Origin of the sequence: Phyllobacterium sp. LjRoot231 (assembly GCF_964253365.1) — a bacterium.
Taxonomy (GTDB): domain Bacteria; phylum Pseudomonadota; class Alphaproteobacteria; order Rhizobiales; family Rhizobiaceae; genus Phyllobacterium.
This window is the reverse complement of record NZ_CAXUQT020000005.1, coordinates 216,941-242,761: the sequence shown is the minus strand read 5'-3', so window position 1 is coordinate 242,761 and position 25,821 is coordinate 216,941. Positions and strand designations below refer to the sequence as shown.

Here is a 25,821-nt window from a genome sequence, read left to right as displayed (position 1 = left end):
AACCGTCTAGATGAAGCGGCTAAGGAAAGCCCGTGTTCGGGAATGCTGCGGGTTGCCAAGCACATCGTCTGGCCTGCCCTGCTCGACGATAATCCCGCCGTCCATGAACACGACCCTGTCAGCTGCCTCACGCGCAAAGCCAATCTCGTGTGTGACGACGATCATCGTTAGCCCCTGATCGGCAAGGTCGCGCATCGTCGCGAGCACTTCACCCACCAGTTCGGGATCAAGCGCCGATGTAGGCTCGTCGAACAGCATGAGCTTCGGTTTGATGGCCAAGGCACGGGCGATGGCCACGCGCTGCTGCTGACCGCCTGACAATTGCCGCGGATAGGCATCTGCCTTGTGCGTTAGCCCGACACGGGCCAAGAGTTCCATCGCCAGTTCAGTCGCTTGCCTGCGGCTTTGCTTGTGTACGCCAATCGGCGCCTCGATGATGTTCTGCAGCGCTGTCATGTGCGGATAGAGATTAAACTGCTGAAACACCATTCCGATCTGTCGCCGCTGCACGGCGATAGCACGCGCGGGCAATTTGTTGAGCCTGCCATTGCGCAGGGAATAGCCAATCTGTTCCCCAGCGACCACGATCGAGCCGCGGTCAATGGCTTCCAGGTGGTTGATGCAACGCAGGAATGTTGACTTGCCCGAGCCCGAAGGTCCAAGCACCACGACAACCTCGCCCGGCGCCACATCGAGATCGATGCCCTTGAGCACTTCGACTTCACCAAAGGCCTTGTGCACATTGCGTGCCTGGACCAGTGGTTCAGTGGCTTCAACAACATTCATCGATAAAGCGGCGGTCATTTGCTGCCCTCCTGCGCCATGGCTGAAATCTCAGCCACGACAACCTTCTCCTGTTTCTTCACTGTAACCGCGGAACCACGCTCGCCCCGGCCGTAATAACGCTCGATGAAGCCTTGGCCGACATTGAGGATCGACGTGATGAAAAGATACCAAATCACCGCAACCATCAGCATGGGGATGACCTCGAAGGTACGGTTGTAGACGGCCTGCACTGAATAGAGCAGATCGGCCATTGCGATAACACTGACGAGCGATGTTGCCTTGATCATGCTGATCAGCTGATTGCCGGTTGGCGGGACGATAGAGCGCATAGCTTGGGGGATGATAATGCGCCACAGCGCCCTGGCACGGGTCATACCAAAGGCTTCTGTGGTTTCGATCTGGCCTTTGTCGACGGAAAGCAGCCCGCCGCGAATGATCTCGGCCATATAGGCCGCCTCATTGAGCGCAAGCCCGGCAATGGCCGCTGTCATCGGTGTGATCAAATCATTGGTGTTCCAGCTGACAAGCGTTGGTCCGAACGGAATCGCGATCGAGATTTCTGGAAAAAGCGTCGAAAGATTGTACCAGAATATAAGCTGCACCAGCAGCGGTGTACCGCGGAAGAACCATATGTAAAGGCCCGCCAGCGTGCTGGCGAGCCGGTCATTCGACATGCGGGCAATGGCGAGGAGCAACCCGATAACCACGCCGATGGCCATGGCAACGACGGTCAGTCCAAGCGTGACATAGAGCCCGCGCAGGATCGTCTCTTCGGTGAACCATTGCGCGACAGTCGGCCAGCCGAAATTCTCGTTATGGGCGACAATCCAGAGGAAGTTCGCCGCTATGAGAAGTGTGATACCCCACAGGAGCCAGCGATCCGTTCGAAAAGGCTTGTGTGCGTTCATGACATCGCGCAGCGCCGCCTCTGCATCGCCCTTTGGAGGCGATGCCATTGTCCGGTTGTTCTGGGTCATTTACCACCCTGGCCCGCCAGATTGATACCGGGCTCCTTGATCATGTTCTTCTCAAGTCCCCATTTCTTCATGATGATGGCATAGGTGCCATTATCCATGAGGATTTTCAGGCCATCACGCAAGACTTCGCTGAGGGGCGAACCTTTCGGGACTACAGCGCCTTGAAAGAGATTATCAAAACCATTCTTCTCGCCGGTCGCAGCGAGTTCGAGTTGGCCATTGGTCTGCTGAACGAAATAGGTCAAAGGCGCCTGCGAGGAGAAGAACGCGTCGGAGCGCTTCGAGCGAACAGCCAGTATGGAGCTCGGCTGGTCGGTGAACGATTGCACCTCGATTGCCGGTTTCCCATCCTTTGTGCATTTCTCCGCCTGCGCCTTGATGACCTTTTCAGCCGAACCCGCTGCCATCACAGCAATGCGGTTACCACAGGCTGCATCAAGCGAGGTGATGCCCTTTGGGTTCCCCTTCTGAACGGCGAATACAACGTATTCCTGCACATAATCGACAAAATCATTGGCTTCCTCGCGAGTAGCGAAATCGCCGACCGGACCAAAGGCGAACTGGTAACGTCCGGAATTGATACCGCTGAGCAGAGCTGATAGGCCGCTGACGGTGGCGTGCTTGATCTCGACGCCGAGAAGTTCGCCAAGCGCATTCGTCAGATCGTCACTGGCGCCGGTCATCTCGGTCGTGCCGGTGACGATTTCATAAGGCGGGAAAGAGCCGTTATTCACCGAGATCATGCTGCCGGCTTTGCGGATTTCCTCCGGCAATTTTGCCTTGAGGGCTTCATTGATCGTCTGTTTTGGAATGGCTATCTCCTGTGCCACGGCTGATCCCGCCAGCGTGGAGGTTACGAGCAGTGCGGCTGGTACCAGTTTCAGAAGTTTCATGTTTATTCCCCTTTTTTGATAAAATTCAATTGGTCAGGCGAGTTCGGGCCGTGCGAAACGACGGTTTGCCAGGACTGGCAGAACCGATCGGGCGTGGCTGATGCGCTTGGGATCGATCTCCGCAAAGATCAGTGCCGGCGCCTCACCGGCCCGGACAACGGCCACGCCGAGCGGGTCGACGACCATGCTGGCACCGATATTGCGCTCACCGCATTCACCGACGGCAACGATGTAACATGTGTTTTCCAGGGCTCTCGCCGTGACCAGCACGTCCCAATGGGCCTCCTTGCCGGGACCCTTCACCCATGCCGCGGGCAGGATCAGCACATCAGCACCATCAACAGCGTGACGGCGGGCAAGTTCCGGAAAGCGCAAATCGTAACAGGTCATCAAGCCTAGCTTCAGGCCGGCTACTTCAATCAATTCAGGGATGACCGTCCCGGGCTGAACATTGGTCGACTCTTTCGCAGCAAATGCGTCATAGAGATGAAGCTTCAGATATTGCGAAATAATCTCACCGCGGCGAATAGTGACGAGATTATTGAAAACACGCTGACCACCTGTCGGCACATGAACACACATCATGACGGTCAGATCGCTCTGGCGGCTCTCGGCAAGAAGCTGCGTCATGAATGGCCCGTCAAGCGGTTGCGCTGTCTTCAGCACGATGTCCGGATCGGTGATATCGCGGGCAAGGATGCCCTCAGGCAAAACCAGCAGATCGGCGCTGCCCACCTGCGCCTGCCTGATCAGCTCCACGCATATGTCGGCGTTTTCCTGCCAGTTCTTGCTGACAGCGAATTGTCCCAACGCAACCTTCATGCTGGAACTCCCACGCGGCCAGTTTTGGAAGATTGGACCGTTTCGTCCGGGAAGAGGTCTGTCGGCGTAAGCAGCATCGGTGTCAGTCCTTGGATATGCAGTTGTTCGGCAAAATCGGCGATCATGCGTTCGTTGGCAGCAAAGCCGCTATCGTTCCAGCTTGGGGGAAGATCGCGCGCGACGTGACCAAGTTCCTCGATGATCCATGGCGTCGTATCAGCATATTTACGGCGCTTCGCCTGCCAGACCCGCTGCGACTCATCGAGAAGATCGCTCAACTCCTGAGCCAGCCAGCGGTGATCGGCGGCGAATGAGGCTTTCACACCGAGCAGATGCATTCCCGGCACGTATCCAACCTCACGGAAATAGGCGAGTTCTTCGGCGCGGAAGTCGGAAAGCACATGACGGAATTTCGAATTGGGACCGAAGAAGCTATCGGGCATGAAGGGCGTGAAAACTGCGTCCAGCTCGCCTGTTTCCAGCAGTTCCATCATCGGCCGCTCGCCCGGCGCAGCCTCTATGCGACCGGGCCGTCCGAAACCGTCGAGCCGGTCGACGATCGGATGCGCCTCGGTCAGACGGCCTGCGTACCAAAATGCGTCCTCGATACCTACACCTGCATGGGCAAGCGCAGTCCGCGTCCAGGTGTTGCCGGAATCGCGCCAGCCAGTGACGCCAATTTTCTTGCCAGCCAAATGTTCGAGACGGGTGATGGGGCTGTCTTTGACGGTGATAATGCAGCGATGGCGAAAGCCGCGCATGACGAAATTTGGAATGCCAAGCACATCCATCTCGCCCTTTGCCCTGCCGCCGGCATAGCGGCTGAAAGAAATCTCCGCCGCATCGTACTGGGGATCGGTGCCAATGTTCGAAACGAGCGTGCCAACCCGGTCGACCTTCAAATCCAGTTTGTCCGAGCTGACGTCGCCAAGTGCCAGCGGTGTCAGATAATCCCAATCGCGGACGGCCAATCGAACAGTGATACGCAAGATATTTCCTCGCCGGTTTGCATTTTTCCAGCGGGAAGCTAAATGTTCATTCTTGACTGATCAAATACTATTACGTTACTGAACATTAAAAAGAGGATGAAAAATGAACGAGACGGCCTCGGTTCAGTGGTTTGCCGAAAAATTGAGCGACCGGACGATGCGCGGTATCGCCATCGAGACCAGTGCCCTCATCCGCGCAGGTGCCATTCCAGTCGGCACGAAGCTGCCGGCGATCCGCGATCTGGCTTTCACGCTTGGCATCAGTCCGGCCACCGTTTCCGAAGCATGGAGCGAGCTGCGGCGGCAAAAGATCATTACCGGCCGAGGACGTAACGGGACATGGGTAAGCGGTGACCGGATTGCGCCCCGCCCCGCCCGGCTTGCGAGTGCCGGCGATTATGGCGCCGAAGTGCTCGACCTTTCCATGGCGGTACCGGATGTCGAGTTGCTGCCTCCGCTCGCCGAAGCTCTCCGCCACGGTGCTTCGGCGGAAAACCTCAACAGCTACCGGCGCGTCCGGATTCTCCCGGATTTGCAGACGGCAGTGGAGCCACGCTGGCCGTACAAACCTGAGGCCTTTCTTGCTACCAATGGCGGATACAACGCCGTCTATGCGCTGCTACATGCGCTGGTTATGCCGGGATCTTTCATTGCAATCGAGGATCCAACCGCCATGCGCCTCCTCGACATTCTCGAGGATCTCGGCGCGCATATTCTTCCAGTCCAATGCGATGCCGATGGCCCCCTGCCGGATTCGCTTGCGGCAGCGTTGCAAAAGAAACCTGCCGCGTTCCTGTTCCAACCGCGTACCCACTGCGTCACGGGATGTGCGGTAAGCGAAGCCCGCTTCGACGAACTTGCAGCCGTTCTGAAGGACAGTGACGCCCTTATCATTGAGGATGACGGTGTCGGCGATGTTTCAACACTGCCACCGGCAACCCTTGGCAATTATTTTCCCGATCGGGTTATACATATCGTTTCCTATTCCAAGAGCCTTGGTCCGGATTTACGACTCGCTGTGTTGTCCAGTTCGACACGCATTGTAGAACAGATCCAGTCCTACCGCAGTTTCAGCGCAGGCTGGACAAGCCGCGCCCTGCAATCTGCCGTTGCCTGGTTGCTCAACGACGAGGCGACAGCGAAAAGCATGGAGCATGCCCGAACCGCCTATAAAGAACGGCGGGATGGATTGATGCGGGCCCTCGGCGAGCGCAATGTTCACCTCTCGGGCGGGGATGGGCTTGTCCTGTGGATTCCGGTCGAGTCCGAACAATTTGCCTTGGTGACGTTAGCAGCGCGCGGCATCGCCGTTCTTGCGGGTGAGAAATGCTCGGTCCGACCGATCAATTATATTCGTGTCGCCACGAGCATTTTGCGGGACAGAGAGGGAGAAGTCGCGGACGCGCTTGCGCTCGCAGTTCGACTTTCGGATCAAAGATTCTGAGTTGGCGGCAGACGGTGCGAAGTATGAAGGTGACCATTAGTCGATCCTGACGCTTCGGTCGCATCCGCGTCCTACCGGCCATTCACCAAGTTGAGGATGAGCTGATGGATATTCCCGCCTTCGCTGAGTTCAGTTCGGTCAAAATCTCGACTGCGCTGCCGTTGGGTCTGAGACAGTTCGGAAAGACGCTTCGTCATCTCCGTCCTGATTTTGGTACATTTGGGATCATCAGGCACAGACAAGCCCACGGTTGAAGTCTCGATTGACGTCACCATCTCCCGGATCATTTCGCCGTGCACCGCTTCATGACGGCGTATCCCGACAATGAACGTCTCCCAGTTCCTGGCGACAGCGTCCGGCAGCTTTCCTGCTGGCTTCGGTATAGTATAGGTGATCACCAGTTTGGGCTGCGCCGAGACGAGTGTGCAGGCATTGTCTAGATTTTCGTACTTCCTCGACCATGTCAGGCGGAAATTCGTATGGGCGATAGCGCTCCCCTTGTCACCAACTCTGGGTCCCCTCTCCCCGATTGATGCGTAAAGTTCAGCGCCGGATTTCCCTGCAACAGTGTAGGTCTGTACCTTTTCGACAGCTTGCCACTCGGCGTGTGCAATTTCAGGAAACAAGGCGTAACAGGCAGCCAGCAACGAAAGTTGGACGACTGTTTTCACCAGAATCCCCGCTGATATCAATAATTGTGAGAATGGCGCCTTCACTCATCGAGGTTCGGCGTCCCAGAGATGTTATCCCTTCCACCGAGGCAGAAGGGAGCTATAACGATACCGTCAGTTCGCCGAGGCGAGGGTCATCGACGTGCCCGTGGCAGCAAGATTGAGACCGATCTGGCCCGTCACGCTAATGGCCTGAAGATGGATCGAGCCTGCTGTGCCGCCAAACAGCACATTCGTGCCGATACCGGCACCGACAGTAGCCTCGGCCGTAGCGCCGCGGTAGATACCACCGAGCGAGCCATGATGGTAGCCGGCTGTCGGTGCGAACACAGCCCAGATGAGCCGGCTGCGTGTCGTGAAGCCAAGATCGACACCGAGCTTCTTGATCGCGCCGCTGTAATGGTCCGCACGTTCGCCGCTAAGGCTGGAGCGGAAATCGCACTCAATTTCCTTGGCCGAGCCAAGCACATAGCCAATACCGCCACCAATGGTGCAATCGAGATAACCGATCTTCACACCGCTGCGCAGATCCGGTTCTTCGTATCTCTGAATGTCCGCCGCCTTGGCGGCCATAGAGCCTGCGAGCGTTAACGATGCTGCTGTGAGTGCCATCGCAAGAGTTTTTTTCATCATTTTCTCCTTTTTATAGTTTGACCGGTACACTGCAATCGGTCGTTCGGGCCGACAAATTCAGCAAGCTGCATAGGTCAACGAATGTGTGAGGGCGCAAGTGGCAGACGGCCTCACAGTTCAGCCCCATTAGGACATTTTGAAGGCATCCGGCCAACTGGATTTGCCGTTCCACAATTCCCTTTTGCGCAATCCCACGCCGCGTTCCGCTGCGGACATCTGGTCAAGCCTTGTTGGTAAAACGAGCATTGCCAAGTCCTGTGCCTATGGTCACCACGCCCCAACGATCAACGTCCTGCAATAACCGGCACTGGCATAAGATCGGCCTTTTGCGCTTTGGTGATGAGGCGTTCTAACATCCCAACGAGATGCTCAACGGTCGCACCCCGTTTGGGAGCGTCATCGGAGTGCCGCCAAGGTTCCGACTTCCAGACTCTGGCTTTCGAGAGATCGGCCTTGTCTTTGAGACGAGTTTCCACAATGCCTGCACGAATATTCGTTCCACCAATGTCAACCGCAATGAGGGAATGATGGCCTTCCAGCATCCAGGCAGGTATGAGATGTACCGCACGGATGAGACCCGCTTTATCCGTATGATGGAAACGGGCAAGCACCTCTGCAAATTCGCCGGCAAAATCATCGACAGCGCCGAGAACAAGCGCAGCAGCTTCCTTGTCCTTGCCCTGCAGCAATGCGTCGATCCCTTTCTTCGACAGGTCCTCTGTTGGAGTGTCGCCAAGCGGATCGTCGCCGCCATTTCGGACACGTTTGCGCCAATCGTCAAGTTTCTGCTGGAAAGCGGATTTGCTGGCCTTATCGCCAATAAATCTGTCCTTGTCGCGCAGCTTCAGATTGTAACCGTCTACCGTTACTGCCGGTAATGAAGAGGCACCATGCACAACGGGCACAGGGTTACCCTGTTTTAAGTTATCTTGGCGTTTCGCCATGTCTGCCCCTTGTACAAATTACGACTATCGCTTGACAGGAACGCGGCGGCAGTGCCGAAGTTCCGGCGGCACAGTTTTGCCCGTCTTCTCGCGGGCATCACGCACCTACAATCCTGCGAGCTTAGTGGTCGTTGTGGTTTGTCTGTTGGCGTCAACATGCGAGCGATGGGCAGGTGCCGTCGCCGAGCATGAGCGTATCATCGCAGCTCTCGAAGCCCGCGGCGCCGAGACATTAGCCTACGAACTGGACATTCACCTCGCCAATGGCTGGGAACGCGTGAAGTCGGTCGTCTGATTCTCCGCCGAACGAACGCCGCCCGGGCTGACAAGCCCGGATGCTCAATTGCCGTGATCGTGGCCGTCATGGTCGTCGTGGAATGGCAGGTCGAGGCCGAAGGTCGTGACGAGGTCCGCCACCTGCGCCGGACTGAGGTAGCGTGGATTGAGGTTTCGCAGAATGAGATAGAGTTTCGCCGTCTCCTCCAGCTCCTCGGTTGCAAAAACTGCGGCTTCAAGACTATCGCCGGCCACGACGGGCCCATGATTGGCTAGCAGCACGGACGAATATCTGCCCGCAAGTCCGCGGATCGCATCGGCTACGGCAGGGTCGCCGGGACGGTAGTAGGGCACGAGAGCAGTCTGACCGGCGCGCATCAGATAATAGGGCGTCATCGGCGGAAGTGCGGCGCGCGGATCGATCTCCGGCAGCATGGTCAAGGCAACAGCATGCGTCGAATGAAGATGGACAATCGCGCGCGCACTTCCGCGCGTTTCATAAAGGGCGTTGTGAAGCGGAATTTCCTTGGTGGGCCTATCGCCCGACAACAGGTCCCCTGCGGCATCGAGGCGAGAGAGCCGGGCCGGGTCCAGGAAGCCAAGGGACGCGTTCGTCGGTGTCACCAGCCAGCCGCCATCGTCCAGCCGCAACGATATGTTGCCCGACGACCCGGGCGTCAGGCCCCGTTCGAACAGGGACCGTCCGTATCGGCAGATTTCCTCACGCAGACGCGTATCAGACATTAGAATCCCTCCGGTGTCAGGCAGTTGCCCCTTCGATCAGCTCAAAACCAAGATCGACAACTCGGGGCGGTGCGTTGTCCACGATGAGTTGCGCCGCCACCTGTCCGGTCGCGACGCGCGGCGTGCGTACCGTCGAGAGGGCTTGCGGCATTACCCTGCCGATATCGAGGCCATTGTAGCCAAAAATCGCCAGCTGGGAGGGGATTGCAATCCCGCGCGCCATACAATGGAAATAGCCGCCCAGTGCCATGTCGTCGTTTGAAAAATAGACAGCCTCGATATCGGGGCTTCGGGCCAGCAGCTGGTCCAGCGCCAAACGCCCGTTCTCCACAGACGAAGCTCCAATATGAATTTCCCGATCGGCAAGCGGCACGCCATTCGCGCTCAATGTCTCGCAAAAACTGGAATACCGCTTGCCAGCGCGTGTATCACGGTCCAGATCGTGGCCGACATAGCCGATCCGGCGATAACCACGCTTCAACAGAAAATCAGCGCTTTCACGACCAGCCGCCCGGTTCGAGAAGCCAACTGCAAGATCCAGCGCGATGCCATCCACGTCGAGCAATTCTACCACCCGGCAATTGGCCGCTCGCAGCATCTTGATCGTGCGCTCGGTATGTTCGTAACCTGCCAGCATTACTGCCGCTGGCCGCCAGGCGAGCATCGAGGCGACGAGTGCCTCCTCCCTTTCCAGGTCATAGTCGGTGACCGCGAAAACGGCCTGATGTTGGTTTTCTTCCAGCGTGGCGCTCGCACCTCTCAATACATCGGCAAAAACAATATTGGAAAGCGAGGGTATGACAAAAGCCACAAGACGAGATCCGGCGGAAGCCAGCGTTCCCGCAATCCGGTTTGGCACATAGCCAAGCCGCTCGACGGCGGTCATAACACGATCTCTTGTCTTGCCGGAAAACGAACCATGGTTTCGCAGAACGCGGGAAACAGTACTTTCCCCGACGCCGGCCGCTTCGGCTACCTGCGCAAGCGTCACTGTCGCCTGATACTTGAAGTTCATATTCCCTCTTGAACCTTCACTCGGTCACACGTGCCAGTCGCGGGGCATACGAATAGTGGCTGTGCGGATTGTACAGCCGTATTCTTCCACAACTTCAATTAATCAAGTTTTTTTGGCAGCGCTACCAATTTGTGATTGGCAGCGCTGCCATTACATGATTTATCACGCATTGGAGAGATTTGTCGGCGCGCAGTCGGCCGTTCGAGCCGGTTAAAAGCTGCACCGAAAACTGATCGTCTACGCCCGCAGTGCCGGGTGCCGGACCAGACTGGAGGATAGTTATGTCACCGCTTACTGTAGTTCCGGGGAATGCCGTTGTGGCAGCCGTGATCGGACTGGGTTCAATGGGGCTCGGGATGGCCCTGTCGATGAAACGCGCCGGCCTTGATGTTGTTGGATATGACATTACGCCCATGGCGATCGATCGTTTCATTGCGGACGGCGGTCGCAGTGCAACGACACCCGGCGACTCTGCAAAAGATGCCGACATCGTTGTCTCCGTGGTCGTCAACGGCGCGCAAACCGAGGCCATGTTGTTCGGGCCAAATGGCATCGCCAACAGGATGAAACCCGGTGCCGTTTTTATCTCGTCAGCGACGATGGACCCCGCTGTGGCACGTGATCTATCGCAGCGTGTCGAGGCTCTTGGCTTTCATTATCTCGATGCCCCGATTTCGGGCGGAGCGGCAAAGGCCGCGACCGGCGAATTGACGATCATGGCATCGGGCTCCGAGCAGGCCTTCGAGCTTGCCCGCCCGGCTCTCGATGCAATGGCGGGCAAAGTCTACGAACTCGGCGATGCAGCCGGAGCAGGTGCGGCCTTCAAGATGGTCAACCAGCTCCTTGCCGGCGTGCACATCGCCGCCGCCTGCGAGGCTATAACCTTCGCTGCCAAACAGGGGCTCGATCTCAACAAGGTGTACGAAGTGATCACGGCGTCCGCCGGTAACTCCTGGATGTTCGAAAACCGGATACCGCACGTGCTGGCGGGAGACTACACGCCCCTCAGCACCGTCGAGATTTTCGTCAAGGATCTTGGTATCGTTCAGGATATGGCGCGGGCAGAGCGTTATCCGGTGCCTCTCGTAGCTGCGGCTTTGCAGATGTACCTGGCCGCCTCCGGTGCCGGCATGGGTCGCGATGACGACTCCTCTCTTGCACGGATCTACGCTCAACTATCGGGTGCAGAGCTGCCAGGAGAGAGCGGCAAATTGCAGGCTTGATGAGAGGAGACTGAACATGCCGGTATTTGCCGCCAACCTGACGATGATGTTTAACGAGTGGCCGTTTCTTGATCGCTTCAGCGCCGCGGCAGATGCCGGATTTACCGCGGTCGAGTATCTCTTTCCTTATGAAGCCACGCCGGAAGCAATCGCCGAGAAGCTTGTCCGCAATAATCTTCAGCAGGCGTTGTTCAATCTGCCCCCGGGTGACTGGGCCGCGGGTGAGCGCGGTATTGCGGCGCTCCCCGGACGGTTCGATGCCATGAAATCGGATGTGGAACGGGCGCTCGATTATGCGTCTGCGACCGGCGTAAAGCGGTTGCACCTGATGGCTGGTATTGCCGATCCTCATGACGAAGATGCAGCATCCTGTTACCGGCGCTCGGTGATTTACACTGCCGAGCGGCTTGTCGAAGCGGGTATCGACCTGATGATCGAACCCATCAACGCACGAAACATGCCGGGATATTACCTCAATGATTTCAATGCAGCCGAACAGCTCATCACCAAACTTGGTCTGGCGAACCTGAAACTGCAGTTCGATATCTATCATCGCCAGATCATGCATGGCGATGTGGTCATGGCCCTGCGTCGTCTAATGCCAATAATCGGCCATATCCAGATCGCGAGTGTTCCATCCCGCCACGAACCCGACGGGGAAGAGCTGAATTATCCTTATCTGATCGAGGAGATCGACCGGCTTGCTTATGACGGTTTCGTCGGTTGCGAATATATCCCCAGAAACCACACGCTGGACGGTTTGAACTGGTTCAAACCTTTTGCACGGAGCTAGAGCATGGCTATTTTGCTTGGATCAATCGCCGACGATTATACCGGCGCATCCGATCTCGCCAACACATTAACGAAAAGTGGCCTGCGTACGATCCAGACAGTGGGCATACCGGACGCCGCGTTGGCCTTGCCGGATGTCGATGCGGTGGTGGTCGCGCTCAAGATCCGTTCGGTGGCTGCAGCGGATGCTGTATCTTCTGCGTCAGCGGCCTATCAATGGCTGCACAGGCGGGGCGCAAAACACGTGCTTTACAAGATCTGTTCGACATTCGACTCCACCGATGACGGCAATATCGGGCCGGTCACGGACGCGCTTTGCGACATGGCAGGCGGCGGTATCGCACTTGTGACACCGGCCTTCCCGGAGACGGGCCGGACCGTCTATTTCGGCCACCTTTTCGTCAACGGGCAACCGCTAAACGAAAGTCCGCTTAAGGACCACCCCCTCAATCCGATGCACGATGCCAATCTCGTGCGTGTTATGGCAAGGCAGTCGCGCGGCACTGTCGGCCTTATCGATCTGGCAACGGTTGCGGCCGGATCAGCGGCAGTGACGGCGCGGCTCGACGCCCTGCGCGCGCAGGGTTTCACGGCGGCGATTGCCGATGCGATCTTCGAACGCGATCTCGAAACCCTTGGCGCCGTCGTACTCCAAACACGGATTTCGACCGGCGCATCCGGCTTGGGCCTTGGACTTGCCCGGGCGCTTGTAAACTCTGGCCAAGTGCCATTACAGGCTGGAACCACCACCGATACCGTTTGTCCCGTCGGCGGACTGGCCGCCATCGTTGCCGGCAGCTGCTCCAGGGCGACGCTCGAGCAGCTTGAAGTTGCCGAACGATCGATGCCCGTACTGAGGCTCGATCCCGAAAAGCTGCTGGCGGGTTCAGACGAAATATCCGCTGCGCTTTCCTGGGCCGGCGAACACATTTCGGCCGGTCCGTTGATTGTCGCGGCAAGTGCGTCACCCGAAACAGTTTCCCGGTTGCAATCGCGATATGGACGCGAGGCCTCGGGCCATGCAATCGAAACCGCCACCTCCACCATCGCGGCCGAACTGGTGGAAAGAGGCGTACGCCGCCTGGTGATCGCAGGAGGCGAGACCTCCGGCGCGGTGGTGGACAGGCTTGCCATTCCCGCATTCCTGATCGGGCCTGAGATCGCACCCGGAGTGCCGGTGTTGCGGACGGTCGGCAACGTGCAGGGAGATATGCTTCTGGCGCTGAAATCGGGAAACTTCGGGGGCAAGGATTTCTTCGCCGCCGCCCTCGCCATGATGCACTAAGGTTATTATCGCCAGACTATTCTGCAATTAACCCCGATTGCACGGCATCGGCCCAGAAAGAATTCGAAATTTCCCACTCGAACCAGCGCACATTCTGACCGACGCGTTCCTTGTGGCTCATGCCAATGGCGGCAGTTGAAACAGACGGATGACGGAACGGAAACTGAAGCGCGGCAGCCTGCAGTGGTATGTTGTGTTTCTCACAAAGTGCAGCGAGGCGCTTGGCTTTTTCCAGAATGGCAATGGGCGGTTTCTTGTAGTCATAGGTGAGGTTTGCACCAGTTGGTCCCGAAGCCAGTATTCCAGAGTTGAACACGCCAGCGACAACGATTTCGACGCCTTGCTTGCCGCCAGGGGAAGAAGGTCATCCGCCGCGCTCTGATCGAGCAATGTATAGCGCCCAGCAATCATAACGGCATCGAGGTCTGCATTTTGCAGCAAGCGCGTCGCGACATCGCTTTCATTGACGCCAACCCCAACCGCCCTTATGTGACCCGCCTTACGCAAATCGTCGAGTGCGCGATAGCACCCTTCAATCGCCTCATTGAAGCACTGCTCGAACCTGTCGCCATGGGTGAACCGATCGACATCGTGAATGTAGACCAGGTCGAACTCTGAAAAACCCAAACGAATGGCCGATTGATCGAGTGAGCGCATCGTTCCGTCATAACTGTAATCGAATACAGGTTTCAGTCGAAGTGGCGCGGCCCATGGTCCGTAATCGACGCCATCGCCCCTCGGTGGCACGAGATAACGTCCAGCTTTGGTGGATACGGTAACGGTTTCCCGCGGCAAGGTGCGAAGAAACTGGCCAAGCCGCAATTCGCTGAGACCGTGGCCATAAAGCGGGGCCGTATCGAAATATCGAAGGCCAGCATCGTAGGCGCTGCGGAGTACCTCCTGCGCTTGCGCTTCCGGCACGTCACGATAGAGTGTGCCGATCCCGCTCGCACCAAAGCCAAGCCGTGACGCAAATCCAATGCGGCTCTCTCCGATTGGTTCAAGGCTCATAATTGAAAGCCCGGCAGCTTGTATGCCTCGATGGCCGAGCCGCCGAAAATCCGTTCGCGTTGTTGCGGTGTCAGATCCGACAGACATTCACGCAAGGCGCCGATAACGTCATCATAGCTGCCCGCAACCAGACAGACCGGCCAGTCGGTGCCGAACATGCAGCGGTCGTGTCCAAAAACATCAAGCACATGCTCGACATAGGGCTTGAGATCCCCGGGCGTCAATTCTGCCAATCAGCTTCGGTGATCATGCCAGACAGTTTGCACCAGACGTGCCCCCGCTCCCCGCGGAAGCCTTGCATGAGTTCGGCCCACACATCGAACTCGCGGTTCTTGATGTTCGGCTTGGAAATATGATCGAGTACGAAACGCAGCTCGGGAAAGGCCTTGGTGGTCCCGATCGCCGCCGGAAGCTGTGGAAGATTGGGAACAAGGTCGTAGACCAGGCCCGCATCCTGTACGGCCTGCAGACCACGGCATACGTCATCGCGCAGAAGCCAGTTCGGATCGGATTCGGTCTGGATCAGATGTCGGACACCGACCAGCCATTTACCGTTTGGGCTTTGCTGGAGTTCTGCCAATGTATCTGCAACATACGGATCGGTCAGATCGACCCATCCAACCACGCCCGCTACAAAATCAGTGTTTGCGGCCGTCTCGATGAAATCCCAGGTTTCGCCGAGATCATTCCACGTCTGCACAAGGATGGTTCCCGAAACGTGATTGGCTTCCAGAGCCGGGCGCAGATCGCCCGGTTCGAACTGCGGTTGAGCGGTTCAAATGGACCGCTCAACCAGCCGTAGTCGCCACCGCTTGCCGGATTCCCGAAGTGGTGATGTGAATCGATAATCGGAGATGCCATAATCGGAAATCACCAGCGCTGATGCACGTAGGGCTTGATGTCCTGCTGGTAGATCTCCCTGATCTTGTCCATCGTATCGGCGGATAGTGGAGCAAGCTCGACGGCTTCGGCATTGGAGCGGGCCTGCGCCGGATTGCGGGCACCCGGGATCGCGACCGTGACCGCATCGAACATGAGGATCCAGCGCAGTGCGAACTTGGCCATTGTCGTATCGCCGGCAACCAGCGGACGAACTTTTTCCACCGCGTCGAGGCCTTTTTCGTAAGGCACGCCCGAAAAGGTTTCGCCGACGTCGAAAGCTTCGCCATTGCGGTTGAATTGGCGATGGTCGTTCTCGGCAAATTTCGTATCGCGCTTGAACTTGCCGGAAAGCAGCCCGCTGGCAAGCGGCACGCGTGCGATGATCGCCGTCTTCGTCTCCTTGGTAAGGTCGAAGAACCGCTCGGCCGGGCGCTGGCGGAACGCATTGAAAATGATCTGCACGCTGACGATGCCCGGATATTCAAGAGCCTTGAGAGCTTCTTCGACGCGCTCGACACTGACGCCGTAGTTGCGAATCTTGCCCTGCTCAACAAGCTTGTCGAGTCTCTCGAAAACTTCCGGATGATAGTAGAGGTCTGTTGGCGGGCAATGAAGCTGCACCAGATCGAGCGTGTCGGTTTGAAGGTTCTTCAAGCTGCGCTCGATATAGTTCGAAAGGTTCTCGGCGCTGTAACCGGCAACGGTCTGTTCCGGCAGGCGCCGTCCTGCCTTGGTGGCGATGAATGGCCTTTCGCCGCCGCGCTCCTTGACGACCTTCGCGATCAACTGTTCCGAATGGCCATCACCATAGACGTCCGCCGTGTCGATGAAATTGACACCGTTATCGAGCGCGGCATGAAGCGCCGCCAGCGCTTCCTCGTCATTCACTTCTCCCCAGGCAGCGCCGATAGCCCAGGCACCAAAGCCGATTTCACTGACCTTGCGGCCGGTGCGTCCAAATTCTCTCATTCGCATTTTTCATCTCCCTGTCGGCGTCGCGCCGTATCTGCAAACTCTGGCGCCATCAAAACGCAGTCTTCCAATCTTTACCCAACATTTACGACAACCCTGTAAGACGACGCTAATGAGTTTTATGCGCCACTCCGGATTATATCCGCCCCTTTCTCTCCGATCATGACAGTGGCGGCATTAGTGTTCGACGAGATCAGCCGCGGCATGATCGAACTGTCGCAGACACGCAACCCTTCGATACCACGCACTCTCAATTGCGGGTCGACCACTGCATTCTCCCCTATGCCCATGCGGCATGTACCGACAGGGTGATAGGCCGAGCGCGCGTATTGCCGGGCGAAACGGGCTGCGCTCTCCCGTGAGGTGACCGCATCGCCCGGCAGATGCTCGCGGCGAATGAATGGCCGGAAAGCGGGCTGCGCAAGAATCTCGCGGCTCAGCATGATACCATCGATGGCACGCTCCAGATCATAGGGATCGGAAAAGGCATTCGGGTCGATAACCGGCGCATCATGCGGATCGAAAGAGCGCAGCGTCACGGAACCACGCGAACGCGGCCGGACATGATACGAATTCAACGTACAGCCATTGCCTCCGGGTACAGAACCGATGCCTTCCTCGACACCGGCACCCGGCAGAAAATGGAACTGGATATCCGGCGTCTTCTCGCTCTTGTCGCCCCACCAGAACGCGCCGCCTTCGACAATATTGGATGCGATCGGTCCCTTGCCGAACAACGTGTATTCGAGGCCGGCCATGAATTGCCAGCGGCGCTTCTTGTAGCGGTCTATTCCGTAGGGACCGGAAAGCTCCGCGAGCACATCGACATCCATGTGGTCCTGAAGATTTTGCCCGACGCCCGGCAGGTCATGAATGACTTCGACGCCGGTGGCTTTCAGATGCGTCGCATCGCCAATACCCGAAAGCATGAGCAGCTTGGGCGAACCGATGGCGCCTGCCGCCACAATCACTTCCCGTTCCGCGCGCAGTAATGAGGTTTTGCCGTTCTCGATGATTTCGACGCCGGTTGCGCGACCGTCGTCGATGACAACGCGATTAACGAAAATGCCGGTCCGAACGGTGAGGTTCTTGCGTCCGAGGACGGGCTTGAGATAGCCGACGGCGGTGCTGCTGCGCTTGCCGTTTTTCGTCGTGGTTTGATAGAACCCCGTTCCCTGTTGCTTCTCGGCGTTGAAATCAGCGGTGAAGGGCAGGCCCGCCTGTTGTGCGGCCTGCACAAATATCCGCGTCAACGGATGCGGATTGCCGGAGCTGACGCCCAGCGGCCCCTCATTGCCATGATAAGCTCCAACGAATGTGTCATTGCCCTCGGACTTCTTGAAATAGGGAAGGACATCCTTGAATGACCAGCCGGCGCAACCCTCTTCTGCGACCCAGGTGTCATAATCTTCCGGGCATCCGCGGGTGAATACCTGGGCATTAATGGAACTGCCGCCGCCAAGCACGCGGGCTTGCGGATAGACCATGGTCCGGCCGTCGATCTCGCTGCCTGCAGCGGTCTCATAGCCCCAGATCAATGGTCCCGCCGTCATCTTGAAAAAGCCAACAGGCAGATGGATGTAGAAATTCGTATCGCGCGGACCGGCCTCGAGCAGCGTGACTGACACGTGCGGATCCTCTGACAATCTCGCAGCCAGAACGCAGCCAGCGGAGCCACCGCCAACGATAATATAATCAGACATTCATATCCTCCCATGCCGGGATGTAAGCTTGGCAACCGGCAGAGCACCGGCATCCTTCAGAACGTACAATCTCAAGTCTCTTGTGAAGCGTCAAGAGAAAGGGTATGGTTATCGTGTTGGAGGGTTGTCGTACAATTAGGAGGCTAGCGGCATCGGCTTCATCTGACATTTCATGCTTCGAGGAGAGGCATTTTTCAGCGCACATGATTTCCACTGGGAGGATAGAGGAATGAATGACACGGATAGTATTGCACGTTTCGGCCAGATAAATCGCCGGACGCTGATGATGGGCGCAGGCGCCGGCCTGGCAGTGGCGGCAATGCCGAAACGGCTATGGGCGCAGGGAGCGCCAACACTCGTAACATCGATACGCTCGCTTTCTAATCCCTACCACGCTGTGTGGAAGACAGGCGCAGAGGCCTATGCCGCTTCGGTCGGTCTGGAGCACGTTACGCTTGTGTCCGAGGGTAACAGCGAGAAAGGCATCGCCGATATCAAGGCGATGCTTGCCAAGACCGGCGGTAATATGGTGCTCAATTCCGATCCGAACGATACGCCGGATGCGCGCCCTATCGTTGAAGCCTGCAAGAGTGCAGGCGCCTCGGTGGTGACCCAGTGGAACAAGCCGGCCGATCTTCATCCGCGCGATTTCAACCCGAATTACGTATCGCATATCGAATTCGATGGCATCGCCAGCGGCAAGCAGATTGCCGAAATCCTCTTCAAGACCATCGGCGGCTCGGGCGGTATTGTTGCGCTTGGCGGCCTGATTTCGACGACAGCAGCCATCGAACGCAAAAAGGGTCTCGATGAAGCTCTTGCAGCGAACCCGAATATCAAGCTCCTGGATTTCCAGGTTGCCAACTGGAAATCCACCGAAGCATTCGACCTGACCGGCAATCTCCTCACGCGGTTTGGTGATGAGATCAAAGGTGTATGGGCAGCCAATGACGACATGGGCACAGGCGCGCTTGAAGCGCTTCGCGCCGAAGGTCTCGCCGGCAAGGTTCCAATCGTCGGTATCGACGGTATCAAGACCGCCGTGGACGCGGTGCGTACGGGAGAATTTGCCTGCACGATCACATCGGATCCATTCTGGCAGGGCGGCATGGGTCTTTCCATCGGCTACAATGCCCACATGAAGAAATTCGATCCCGCAACCCAGCCACCGGAACACCGCGAGTTCTACGGCAAGGTGGTTTCGATCACCAAGGACAATGTCGAAGAGTATTATAAGAACAATATCGACTCCAAGCCGACAATGGACTGGAACGATCTTTGGGGCCGGGTGACTGGCGCAATACGCGCCTGAAAACCAGCAATGAAGGACGCGGCCTGGCTGCGTCCATCATTGCGCGTGGCAGCGTTGGTTTCGCTGCCGATCCTTTCCCAATTTTCACGCTGGATGTAGTCTGTTGACAGTCAATTCTGAAACCATGAAGTCCATTTCGAGTATGGAGCCTAAAACGGCGATGCAATCGTTCTGGAGCCGTATAGGCGCAGGTAAGGCGAGACGTTGGCGTGCTTTTGCGCCTTTGGCCGTCCTGATTGTCCTTTGTATCCTGATCACGATTGCCAACTCGAATTTCATCGAACCACGCAATCTGGTGCGTGTTGCGAACTCGGCGGCGGTGCCTTTGACGCTCGCCATGGGCATGACCTTCATTATCCTTCTTGGAAGCATCGACCTTTCCGTCGAAGGTGCCATGTCCGTCGCGGCAATGGTGCTCGTGCTGCTCGCGACAAACGATAGCAATGCCAACAATTACGGCTGGTTTGCCGTGATAGCAGCTATCGTGGCGAGCACCGTAATGGGTTTGGCGAGCGGTTTTCTGCAGACCATGCTGCGGATACCGTCGTTCATGGCCACGCTCGGTGTGTGGTTTATTGGCCTCGGCTTTTCGGTCTATATGCTTGGCGGTTCGGCCGTGCGTTTGATGGACGAGAATATCCGGGCCTTGGCGTTGTCACGCTTCCTCGGATTTCCGCTGGCAGTCTGGATCGCGCTTGTTGCGTTCGCTGTCGCAATCGTCATTCAATACCACACACGCATTGGCCGTCACATCATGGCGATCGGTGGCGGTGAAGACGTGGCCGAACTCTCCGGCATCAATTTGCGCCGCGTGCGCATCATCGCTTTCGGTCTCGCTGGTTTCTTCTTCGGCGTGGCGGGTGTGCTCGCCGCCGCACAGCTTGGACAATCCAATGCTGTGATTGCCGATGGGCGTCTTTTTGCAGCGGTGACTGCTGTCGTCGTTGGCGGCACCGCACTGACGGGAGGCGAAGGCGGTGTCCTCAATACGCTGGTCGGCGTTCTGATCGTTACAGTGCTGGCCAACGGCATGATCCTGCTTGGCATCTCACCTTATATTCAGCAGACGGTGCAAGGCCTGATGATCATCGCCGCGGTCGCGCTGTCGCTGGATCGCTTCAACCTCAAGATCGTGAAGTGACGCCATGTTTGCAGCAAACGGGATCAGCAAATCTTTTGTCGGCACATACGCACTGAAGAATGTCGATATCGAAATCCGGCCCAATGAAGTGGTCGGGCTTATCGGCGAAAACGGTGCTGGAAAATCAACACTGATGCGCATTCTTGCCGGCACGCATCGTCCGGATTCGGGAACGCTTACGCTCGACGGCCAGCCACTCCGCATGCGTAATGCGCGCGACGCCGCCGGCCATGGTATCGGCATGGTGTTTCAGGAGCAGTCGCTGCTCCTGAACATGACGGTCGCCGAGAACATCTATCTCGGACAGGAGCACCAATTCACCCGCTTTGGTATCGTCAACTGGCGGGCAATGAACGATGCCTCGCGCCGCCAGCTCGCAAAGATCGGCGTCGACATCGACGTGACTGCCCGTGCCTCTGGACTGACTTTTGCCGCACGCCAGATGGTGGAACTTGCCAAAGCCCTGACCCTTGAGGAAAGCGTCGACCGGCCCCTGGTCATCCTGCTGGATGAGCCCACCTCCGTCCTGAGCGCTTCCGATATTGACGTGCTGTTTGCGCGGATAAAGTCCCTCAAATCCCGCGCGAGTTTTGTATTCGTCTCACACCGTCTCGAGGAAGTGCTGCGGATATCCGACCGTGTCTATACGATGAAAGACGGAGCAGTCGTGGCCGAGCATCGCTCTCAGGATGTGACAGCCCCTGCCCTGCACGAGATCATGGTCGGCCGAGGTTTGCAGACCGAATACTACAAGGAAGGTAAGCAGAACGCCCCGCGCAGTGAAGTTATCGTGGAGGCATCCAAGCTCGGTGTCGCCGGTGCTTTCCATGATGTCAGCTTCAAGATACATGCTGGAGAAATCATCGGCATTGCGGGGGTCGTCGGTTCGGGACGTGAAGAAATCACGCGTACGATCGGCGGTTTTTTGCCCCAGACCGAAGGCATGTTGACGATAAAGGGCGAAGCCGTCCGCTTTACCTCCCCGGAACAGGCCGTGCGCAAGAGCATTGGCTATATTCCGCGGGAACGGCGCGTCGAGGGGCTGGTGATGTTTCTCTCGGTTGCAGAGAACATTACGCTTGCGGACCTGACCTGTGTCATGCGCGGCGGAGCAATCAACTACAAGCAAGAGAAGAAACTTGCCGTCGACTGGATCAAGAAACTGCGCATCAAGACGCCCGGACCGGATGCTGCCTGCCGCAAGCTCAGCGGCGGCAACCAGCAGAAGGTGGTTCTGGCGCGCTGGATGACTGCGGGTTCGCGGGTGCTGATCCTGGATCATCCGACACGCGGTCTTGATGTCGGTGCGAAGGAAGAAGTCTACGATCTTGTCAGGGATCTTTCGGCGCAGGGCATCGCGATCCTGCTCATCTCCGACACGCTCGATGAGACGATCGGTCTTTCGCACGGGGTACTCGTCATGCGTGACGGTGAAGTCACCGCCGAGTTCGACGCCAGTCCCGGCAAGAAGCCGGATCAGGTCGAACTGTTGCGCGAGATGGTTTGAGGAGCGGCGATGAAAAATTCATTCGATTTCAGATCCATGCTTGCCAATGCCTGGGTCCAGGGTGCAATCCCTCCAGCGCTCCTCGTCGTGCTCGTCATCATCGTCGAAATCGGTTCACCCGGTTTTTTGACAGGTGAAACCCTGGCGCTGCTGTTGTCCAACACAGCGGTGCTGTTCATCCTGGCTACCGGCGTCACCTTCGTTATCCTTATCGGCGGCATCGATCTGTCGATCCAGGCCGTCGCGTCGCTTGCCAGCGTCATTCTTGCTCAGTTGCTGCCATCGATCGGACTGCTTGCCTTTCCGGTGGCGATTGCGGCGGGTCTGGTGTTTGGCATTCTCAGCGGCGTCGTTCATGTCTGGCTGCGCGTGCCGTCCTTCGTGGCAACGCTTGCAACGGGCGGCGTGGTTGCGGGCATGGCGCTGTGGCTGGCAAACGGCCGGGCAATAACCATCGAAGAAGGCGGGCGCGCAAGCACTTCCTGGATCAACGCCACGATTTTTGGAACACCCGTCGTGGTCCTGATCGCTATCGTCGTCGGACTCGCAAGCTATCTCGCCTTGCGCTACACGCGCTTCGGGAGGCAGAGCCTCGCTGTAGGTGCGGGGGAACCGGCGGCCTATGCGGCAGGCATCAATGTGGATCGCACCAAGATCATTGCATTCGCCCTTTCCGGCACCCTCGCCGCCATCGCCGGCGTCGTTCTCGCTGCCCGGCTTTCAAGCGGTTCGCCGAGCCTTGCCAACCAGCTGCTGCTTCCAGCCATTGCTGCAGTTATCGTCGGCGGCACGGCGATCACTGGTGGTCTCGGAGGCGTTGGCCGCACCGCCGTCGGCGCACTGATCATCTCGATCGTTCGCATCGGCATGACGTTCGTCGGTGTAAATATTTTCGCGGAGAACGTGGTTTTTGGCGCAGTGCTGATCGCGGCCGTGGCCATCACCATCGACCGCAGCAAAATCGCGATCATCAAATGAACAGGGGTAGGCGTGAGAGCACTCGCCGGAGCCGCACCGCACGGACGCGCGGGCGGCCCGGCAGGTGGAACTTATTTCATTGTATCGAGGCCAATCAACTCGATCTTGTAACCATCCGGATCTTCGATGAAGGCAATGTGCGTGGTGCCGTGCTTCATCGGTCCCGGCTTGCGCGGAATGCTGGCCCCGTTGCGTTCAAGCTCCGAGCACACCGCGTAAATGTCGTTGACGCCGAGAGCCAGATGGCCAAAGCCGGTACCAATGTCGTAGGGAACGGCTTGGTCCCAATTGTAGGTAAGCTCGACCACCGTGTTGTTTTCCTCCGGACCATAGCCGACAAACGCCAGCGTGAACTTGCCTTCGGGATACTCGTCGCGACGCAACAACTTCATGCCAAGCAATTCGGTGTAGAATTTGATCGACTTGTCCAGATCGAAAACCCGGATCATGGTGTGCATCATTCGAAAGCGGGTGTCGGGATCGCTCATGGGGTTCTTCCTCCTGTAGATGATCGCTTTAGTTTGATTTTCAACAACAATTGGCAAAAGGCAAGGCCACTGCCGCTTGAAGTTCCAAACCATAGTTGTATGATAACATGGCGACAGGGATAGTTGTCCAGTTGTTTTCGCTATCGCGGAGAATCTGAAATGAATGTGCTGCCACCCTCTAATAGAAAGTCACTCGCTGCGCTGACCGCCGCAGTTCCGGAGGGTATTTTACTCACGGCCGAAACGGACATGGCTCCCTATAGCCGTGACTGGTCGGGCGACCACTTTGGACGGCCATTGGCCGTTGCGCGTCCGCGCACAGTCGAAGACGTTTCGACGCTCATGAAAATCTGCTTCAGGGAAGGCATCCCGGTCGTACCGCAGGGTGGTCTGACGGGTCTCGTGGGCGCTGCCGTGGCGGCGCCTCAAGGCGGTGAAGTCGTCATCTCGCTGGAACGCCTGAACAGATTGCGCTCCATCAGCGCCATCGATTTTGCCATGGTGGTCGAGGCAGGCTGCATCCTTGAGGAAGCCAAAAGCTTCGCCGAAGCGCATGACTGCGTGCTTCCCATAACCTTTGGCGCGCAGGGAAGCTGCCGGATCGGCGGCAATGTCGCGACCAATGCTGGCGGTTTCAATGTCCTGCGTTATGGCATGACGCGTGATCTTGTGCTTGGCCTCGAGGTTGTCCTTGGCGATGGACGGGTGTGGAACGGGTTGAAGGTCCTGCGCAAGGACAATCGCGGCTATGATCTGAAGCAATTGTTTATCGGCAGCGAAGGAACGCTGGGCATCATTACCGCCGCTGCGTTCAAACTTTTCCCGCGGCCAACGCAGGTGGAAACCGCATTCGTTGGCTTGCGGTCCGTTGAAGATGCCATGGCGCTCTACGCCCGTGCCCGGCGCGAATGCAGCGACTTGCTGACAGCCTTCGAGCTGATCCTTCGTGGAGGCATCGACATTGCACTGAATGCCGGCGCTGGACTGACGGACCCGCTGAGCGAGCCCTACCCTGTCTACGTTCTGATCGAGGCTTCCGCCGGAGGCAGGGTGGATCTCAGAGCGATCCTAGAGGACTTCCTAGGCGACGCCGGGGATATCGTGGTGGATGGCGTGGTGGCGTCCAGCAAAGCGCAAGCCGAGCGGCTTTGGTTGTTGCGGGAGACGATGGTCGAGACCCAAGGCGGCGGCGGCCGCTATCTGAGGACGGATGTTTCAGTACCGATCTCGAAGCTCGCGGATTTTGTTACAGACACGCTGGCCGAACTGGCCAAGCACCATCCCGAAGCCTTGGCCGTGACATATGGGCATGTCGGGGATGGAAACGTTCATCTCAACATCGTGCCCCCACAGAACAGCACTCCCGAGGCGATCGAAGCTCTGTTTCACGAGACGGAAACGATCATCTTCGATGTGGTGGACCGTTACGGTGGATCGATCAGCGCTGAACATGGTATCGGCCGTGTCAAACAAAAGGCGTTTCTCGACCGGGTGGATAAAGTTACTCTCGACATTGCCGGGCGACTCAAGGACGCTTTTGACCCAAAGCACATTCTTAGCGATGGCCGGATTCTGGGGGCACATTCAAGTATTGGGGGTATAGCTGATCGATGACGTTGAAGCTCGACAAGGTCAATCGCGGACCGCACCTTTCGACATTGGTGGCCAGTTCGATCTCCCGCGAAATCGCGCAAGGGCGGCTGAACCCGGGTGATCAATTGCCGACCGAGCAGGCGCTTGCTACCACCTTCGGCGTCAGCCGGAATGTGGTGCGTGAGGCTATTGCCCGGTTGCGCTCTGAGGGCCGCATATGGTCCCAGCAAGGGCGCGGGGCCTTTGTGGCAGACGTCGCAAATTCTCCGGTCCTGACGATCGATCACGATGCCTTGCAACAGGCGGACGCGTTCAAGAGCCTGTTTGAACTGCGCGGTGCGCTGGAGGTAAAGGCCGCGGCTTTCGCTGCCCAACGCCGAACCGATGCCGACCTCGAAGCCATGAAAAGCGCGCTGGCGGCAATGAACACAGCACCTTATGGCAGTGTCGCCTGGTTGAAGGCTGATCTTGAATTTCATCGCGCCGTCGTCGCGGCAACCCGCAACAGCTATATGGAGCAGTTCTTGATCTTCGTGTCCGAGCGGGTGCGGGAGAGTATTCTCGCGGCAGGCAACCAGCAGGGTTCCGATGATATGGCAAGCACGACGCTTGGTGAGCACAATCGTATCCTCGATGCGATTACATCCGGCGATACCGACGCGGCCCAGGAAGCGATGCAGCTGCACCTCAATGGCGCTGCACGTCGTGTCGGCCTTCACATCGATGATCTCTGAGACGAT

Annotated in this window: 25 protein-coding genes and 2 pseudogenes; 11 read left to right on the top strand and 16 right to left on the bottom strand. The window is 57.6% G+C overall.

Translation table 11 applies throughout. The annotated features are described in order from the left end of the window. Positions 1 to 6: 6 nt before the first annotated feature. Genes ACSQ3H_RS32030 through ACSQ3H_RS32010 form a run of 5 tightly spaced genes read right to left on the bottom strand, consistent with a single transcriptional unit; the run spans position 7 to position 4,467 of the window. A complete protein-coding gene (locus ACSQ3H_RS32030; protein ID WP_436121061.1) occupies positions 7 to 804 on the bottom strand; it encodes an amino acid ABC transporter ATP-binding protein in 798 nt (265 codons plus the stop codon). Then, entirely contained in the window at positions 801 to 1,763 is a 963-nt protein-coding gene (locus tag ACSQ3H_RS32025; protein ID WP_436121060.1) for an amino acid ABC transporter permease, read from the bottom strand. The genes ACSQ3H_RS32030 and ACSQ3H_RS32025 overlap by 4 nt, the downstream gene beginning before the upstream one ends. Beyond that, complete coding sequence (locus ACSQ3H_RS32020; protein WP_436121059.1) at positions 1,760 to 2,656, bottom strand: ABC transporter substrate-binding protein; 897 nt, start codon at positions 2,654 to 2,656, stop codon at positions 1,760 to 1,762. Before ACSQ3H_RS32020 ends, ACSQ3H_RS32025 begins: the two co-directional genes overlap by 4 nt. 33 nt (positions 2,657 to 2,689) lie before the next feature. Continuing rightward, positions 2,690 to 3,478 (bottom strand): deaminated glutathione amidase, encoded by a 789-nt coding sequence (locus ACSQ3H_RS32015; protein ID WP_436121058.1) that lies wholly within the window; start codon positions 3,476 to 3,478, stop codon positions 2,690 to 2,692. Next, positions 3,475 to 4,467: a nitrate ABC transporter substrate-binding protein gene (locus tag ACSQ3H_RS32010; protein ID WP_436121057.1), complete on the bottom strand. Its 993-nt coding sequence runs from the start codon at positions 4,465 to 4,467 to the stop codon at positions 3,475 to 3,477. Before ACSQ3H_RS32010 ends, ACSQ3H_RS32015 begins: the two co-directional genes overlap by 4 nt. Before the next feature lie 103 nt (positions 4,468 to 4,570). Between ACSQ3H_RS32010 and ACSQ3H_RS32005 the strand changes: the two genes are divergently transcribed. Further along, positions 4,571 to 5,911, top strand: a complete 1,341-nt coding sequence (locus ACSQ3H_RS32005) for a PLP-dependent aminotransferase family protein (RefSeq protein WP_436121056.1) — start codon at positions 4,571 to 4,573, stop codon at positions 5,909 to 5,911. A 71-nt stretch (positions 5,912 to 5,982) separates the two neighbouring features. Here ACSQ3H_RS32005 and ACSQ3H_RS32000 read toward each other — a convergent pair whose 3' ends face one another. The 3 genes and pseudogenes from ACSQ3H_RS32000 to ACSQ3H_RS31990 all read right to left on the bottom strand — a co-directional run. Further along, positions 5,983 to 6,582 carry a DUF922 domain-containing Zn-dependent protease gene (locus ACSQ3H_RS32000; RefSeq protein ID WP_436121055.1) on the bottom strand — a complete coding sequence of 200 codons (600 nt, stop codon included), beginning with the start codon at positions 6,580 to 6,582 and terminating at the stop codon, positions 5,983 to 5,985. A gap of 114 nt (positions 6,583 to 6,696) precedes the next feature. Next, a complete protein-coding gene (locus ACSQ3H_RS31995) occupies positions 6,697 to 7,212 on the bottom strand; it encodes a DUF992 domain-containing protein (protein WP_436121117.1) in 516 nt (171 codons plus the stop codon). A 299-nt stretch (positions 7,213 to 7,511) separates the two neighbouring features. Further along, positions 7,512 to 8,159 (bottom strand): annotated as a pseudogene (locus ACSQ3H_RS31990) (ROK family protein); the annotation flags it as partial. A gap of 145 nt (positions 8,160 to 8,304) precedes the next feature. Here ACSQ3H_RS31990 and ACSQ3H_RS31985 point away from each other — a divergent pair. After that, a complete protein-coding gene (locus tag ACSQ3H_RS31985; RefSeq protein ID WP_436121054.1) occupies positions 8,305 to 8,454 on the top strand; it encodes a hypothetical protein in 150 nt (49 codons plus the stop codon). Between the two features lie 44 nt (positions 8,455 to 8,498). On the opposite strand, the gene otnC is transcribed toward ACSQ3H_RS31985, so the two are convergent. Further along, positions 8,499 to 9,179: a 3-oxo-tetronate 4-phosphate decarboxylase gene (otnC, locus tag ACSQ3H_RS31980; protein WP_436121053.1), complete on the bottom strand. Its 681-nt coding sequence runs from the start codon at positions 9,177 to 9,179 to the stop codon at positions 8,499 to 8,501. Between the two features lie 16 nt (positions 9,180 to 9,195). Beyond that, complete coding sequence (locus tag ACSQ3H_RS31975) at positions 9,196 to 10,194, bottom strand: LacI family DNA-binding transcriptional regulator (protein ID WP_436121052.1); 999 nt, start codon at positions 10,192 to 10,194, stop codon at positions 9,196 to 9,198. A gap of 281 nt (positions 10,195 to 10,475) precedes the next feature. Between ACSQ3H_RS31975 and ltnD the strand changes: the two genes are divergently transcribed. Genes ltnD through otnK form a run of 3 tightly spaced genes read left to right on the top strand, consistent with a single transcriptional unit; the run spans position 10,476 to position 13,494 of the window. Then, positions 10,476 to 11,417: an L-threonate dehydrogenase gene (ltnD, locus tag ACSQ3H_RS31970; protein WP_436121051.1), complete on the top strand. Its 942-nt coding sequence runs from the start codon at positions 10,476 to 10,478 to the stop codon at positions 11,415 to 11,417. A 16-nt stretch (positions 11,418 to 11,433) separates the two neighbouring features. Next, a complete protein-coding gene (otnI, locus tag ACSQ3H_RS31965) occupies positions 11,434 to 12,210 on the top strand; it encodes a 2-oxo-tetronate isomerase (RefSeq protein ID WP_436121050.1) in 777 nt (258 codons plus the stop codon). Between the two features lie 3 nt (positions 12,211 to 12,213). Then, positions 12,214 to 13,494, top strand: a complete 1,281-nt coding sequence (gene otnK, locus ACSQ3H_RS31960) for a 3-oxo-tetronate kinase (RefSeq protein ID WP_436121049.1) — start codon at positions 12,214 to 12,216, stop codon at positions 13,492 to 13,494. A 16-nt stretch (positions 13,495 to 13,510) separates the two neighbouring features. Here the strand turns inward: otnK and ACSQ3H_RS31955 are convergent. The 5 genes and pseudogenes from ACSQ3H_RS31955 to ACSQ3H_RS31935 all read right to left on the bottom strand — a co-directional run bounded on the left by ACSQ3H_RS31955 (position 13,511) and on the right by ACSQ3H_RS31935 (position 18,062). Further along, positions 13,511 to 14,505: pseudogene (locus tag ACSQ3H_RS31955) on the bottom strand (aldo/keto reductase). After that, positions 14,502 to 14,738 carry an amidohydrolase family protein gene (locus tag ACSQ3H_RS31950; RefSeq protein ID WP_436121048.1) on the bottom strand — a complete coding sequence of 79 codons (237 nt, stop codon included), beginning with the start codon at positions 14,736 to 14,738 and terminating at the stop codon, positions 14,502 to 14,504. The pseudogene ACSQ3H_RS31955 and the gene ACSQ3H_RS31950 overlap by 4 nt, the downstream one beginning before the upstream one ends. After that, complete coding sequence (locus ACSQ3H_RS31945; protein ID WP_436121047.1) at positions 14,726 to 15,205, bottom strand: amidohydrolase family protein; 480 nt, start codon at positions 15,203 to 15,205, stop codon at positions 14,726 to 14,728. The genes ACSQ3H_RS31950 and ACSQ3H_RS31945 overlap by 13 nt, the downstream gene beginning before the upstream one ends. 170 nt (positions 15,206 to 15,375) lie before the next feature. Beyond that, complete coding sequence (locus ACSQ3H_RS31940; RefSeq protein ID WP_436121046.1) at positions 15,376 to 16,362, bottom strand: aldo/keto reductase; 987 nt, start codon at positions 16,360 to 16,362, stop codon at positions 15,376 to 15,378. 116 nt (positions 16,363 to 16,478) lie between these two features. Further along, positions 16,479 to 18,062 carry a GMC family oxidoreductase gene (locus ACSQ3H_RS31935; protein WP_436121045.1) on the bottom strand — a complete coding sequence of 528 codons (1,584 nt, stop codon included), beginning with the start codon at positions 18,060 to 18,062 and terminating at the stop codon, positions 16,479 to 16,481. A 229-nt stretch (positions 18,063 to 18,291) separates the two neighbouring features. Between ACSQ3H_RS31935 and ACSQ3H_RS31930 the strand changes: the two genes are divergently transcribed. From ACSQ3H_RS31930 to ACSQ3H_RS31915, 4 genes are all read left to right on the top strand, one after another. Next, positions 18,292 to 19,374 carry a sugar ABC transporter substrate-binding protein gene (locus ACSQ3H_RS31930; protein ID WP_436121044.1) on the top strand — a complete coding sequence of 361 codons (1,083 nt, stop codon included), beginning with the start codon at positions 18,292 to 18,294 and terminating at the stop codon, positions 19,372 to 19,374. A gap of 103 nt (positions 19,375 to 19,477) precedes the next feature. Beyond that, a complete protein-coding gene (locus tag ACSQ3H_RS31925; protein WP_436121043.1) occupies positions 19,478 to 20,515 on the top strand; it encodes an ABC transporter permease in 1,038 nt (345 codons plus the stop codon). A 4-nt stretch (positions 20,516 to 20,519) separates the two neighbouring features. Next, complete coding sequence (locus ACSQ3H_RS31920; protein ID WP_436121042.1) at positions 20,520 to 22,022, top strand: sugar ABC transporter ATP-binding protein; 1,503 nt, start codon at positions 20,520 to 20,522, stop codon at positions 22,020 to 22,022. Positions 22,023 to 22,031: 9 nt separating this feature from the next. Continuing rightward, positions 22,032 to 23,000 carry an ABC transporter permease gene (locus ACSQ3H_RS31915; RefSeq protein WP_436121041.1) on the top strand — a complete coding sequence of 323 codons (969 nt, stop codon included), beginning with the start codon at positions 22,032 to 22,034 and terminating at the stop codon, positions 22,998 to 23,000. 71 nt (positions 23,001 to 23,071) lie between these two features. On the opposite strand, the gene gloA is transcribed toward ACSQ3H_RS31915, so the two are convergent. Continuing rightward, positions 23,072 to 23,488, bottom strand: coding sequence for a lactoylglutathione lyase (gloA, locus tag ACSQ3H_RS31910; RefSeq protein ID WP_436121040.1), 417 nt, complete (start codon positions 23,486 to 23,488; stop codon positions 23,072 to 23,074). 159 nt (positions 23,489 to 23,647) lie between these two features. Between gloA and ACSQ3H_RS31905 the strand changes: the two genes are divergently transcribed. Both ACSQ3H_RS31905 and ACSQ3H_RS31900 read left to right on the top strand, forming a co-directional pair. Continuing rightward, on the top strand, positions 23,648 to 25,102 hold the full coding sequence (locus ACSQ3H_RS31905; RefSeq protein WP_436121039.1) for an FAD-binding oxidoreductase: 1,455 nt from the start codon (positions 23,648 to 23,650) through the stop codon (positions 25,100 to 25,102). After that, positions 25,099 to 25,815, top strand: a complete 717-nt coding sequence (locus tag ACSQ3H_RS31900) for a FadR/GntR family transcriptional regulator (protein ID WP_436121038.1) — start codon at positions 25,099 to 25,101, stop codon at positions 25,813 to 25,815. Before ACSQ3H_RS31905 ends, ACSQ3H_RS31900 begins: the two co-directional genes overlap by 4 nt. The last annotated feature ends 6 nt before the right edge of the window (positions 25,816 to 25,821 follow it).

Excerpts from the sequence above, each read along its gene's own strand:
- ACSQ3H_RS32030 (WP_436121061.1), bottom strand. The coding sequence starts at position 804 with ATGACCGCCGCTTTATCGATGAATGTTGTTGAAGCCACTGAACCACTG.
- ACSQ3H_RS32025 (WP_436121060.1), bottom strand. The coding sequence starts at position 1,763 with ATGACCCAGAACAACCGGACAATGGCATCGCCTCCAAAGGGCGATGCA.
- ACSQ3H_RS32020 (WP_436121059.1), bottom strand. The coding sequence starts at position 2,656 with ATGAAACTTCTGAAACTGGTACCAGCCGCACTGCTCGTAACCTCCACG.
- ACSQ3H_RS32015 (WP_436121058.1), bottom strand. The coding sequence starts at position 3,478 with ATGAAGGTTGCGTTGGGACAATTCGCTGTCAGCAAGAACTGGCAGGAA.
- ACSQ3H_RS32005 (WP_436121056.1), top strand. The coding sequence starts at position 4,571 with ATGAACGAGACGGCCTCGGTTCAGTGGTTTGCCGAAAAATTGAGCGAC.
- ACSQ3H_RS31995 (WP_436121117.1), bottom strand. The coding sequence starts at position 7,212 with ATGAAAAAAACTCTTGCGATGGCACTCACAGCAGCATCGTTAACGCTC.
- otnC (WP_436121053.1), bottom strand. The coding sequence starts at position 9,179 with ATGTCTGATACGCGTCTGCGTGAGGAAATCTGCCGATACGGACGGTCC.
- ACSQ3H_RS31975 (WP_436121052.1), bottom strand. The coding sequence starts at position 10,194 with ATGAACTTCAAGTATCAGGCGACAGTGACGCTTGCGCAGGTAGCCGAA.
- ltnD (WP_436121051.1), top strand. The coding sequence starts at position 10,476 with ATGTCACCGCTTACTGTAGTTCCGGGGAATGCCGTTGTGGCAGCCGTG.
- otnI (WP_436121050.1), top strand. The coding sequence starts at position 11,434 with ATGCCGGTATTTGCCGCCAACCTGACGATGATGTTTAACGAGTGGCCG.
- otnK (WP_436121049.1), top strand. The coding sequence starts at position 12,214 with ATGGCTATTTTGCTTGGATCAATCGCCGACGATTATACCGGCGCATCC.
- ACSQ3H_RS31940 (WP_436121046.1), bottom strand. The coding sequence starts at position 16,362 with ATGCGAATGAGAGAATTTGGACGCACCGGCCGCAAGGTCAGTGAAATC.
- ACSQ3H_RS31935 (WP_436121045.1), bottom strand. The coding sequence starts at position 18,062 with ATGTCTGATTATATTATCGTTGGCGGTGGCTCCGCTGGCTGCGTTCTG.
- ACSQ3H_RS31930 (WP_436121044.1), top strand. The coding sequence starts at position 18,292 with ATGAATGACACGGATAGTATTGCACGTTTCGGCCAGATAAATCGCCGG.
- ACSQ3H_RS31920 (WP_436121042.1), top strand. The coding sequence starts at position 20,520 with ATGTTTGCAGCAAACGGGATCAGCAAATCTTTTGTCGGCACATACGCA.
- ACSQ3H_RS31915 (WP_436121041.1), top strand. The coding sequence starts at position 22,032 with ATGAAAAATTCATTCGATTTCAGATCCATGCTTGCCAATGCCTGGGTC.
- gloA (WP_436121040.1), bottom strand. The coding sequence starts at position 23,488 with ATGAGCGATCCCGACACCCGCTTTCGAATGATGCACACCATGATCCGG.
- ACSQ3H_RS31905 (WP_436121039.1), top strand. The coding sequence starts at position 23,648 with ATGAATGTGCTGCCACCCTCTAATAGAAAGTCACTCGCTGCGCTGACC.
- ACSQ3H_RS31900 (WP_436121038.1), top strand. The coding sequence starts at position 25,099 with ATGACGTTGAAGCTCGACAAGGTCAATCGCGGACCGCACCTTTCGACA.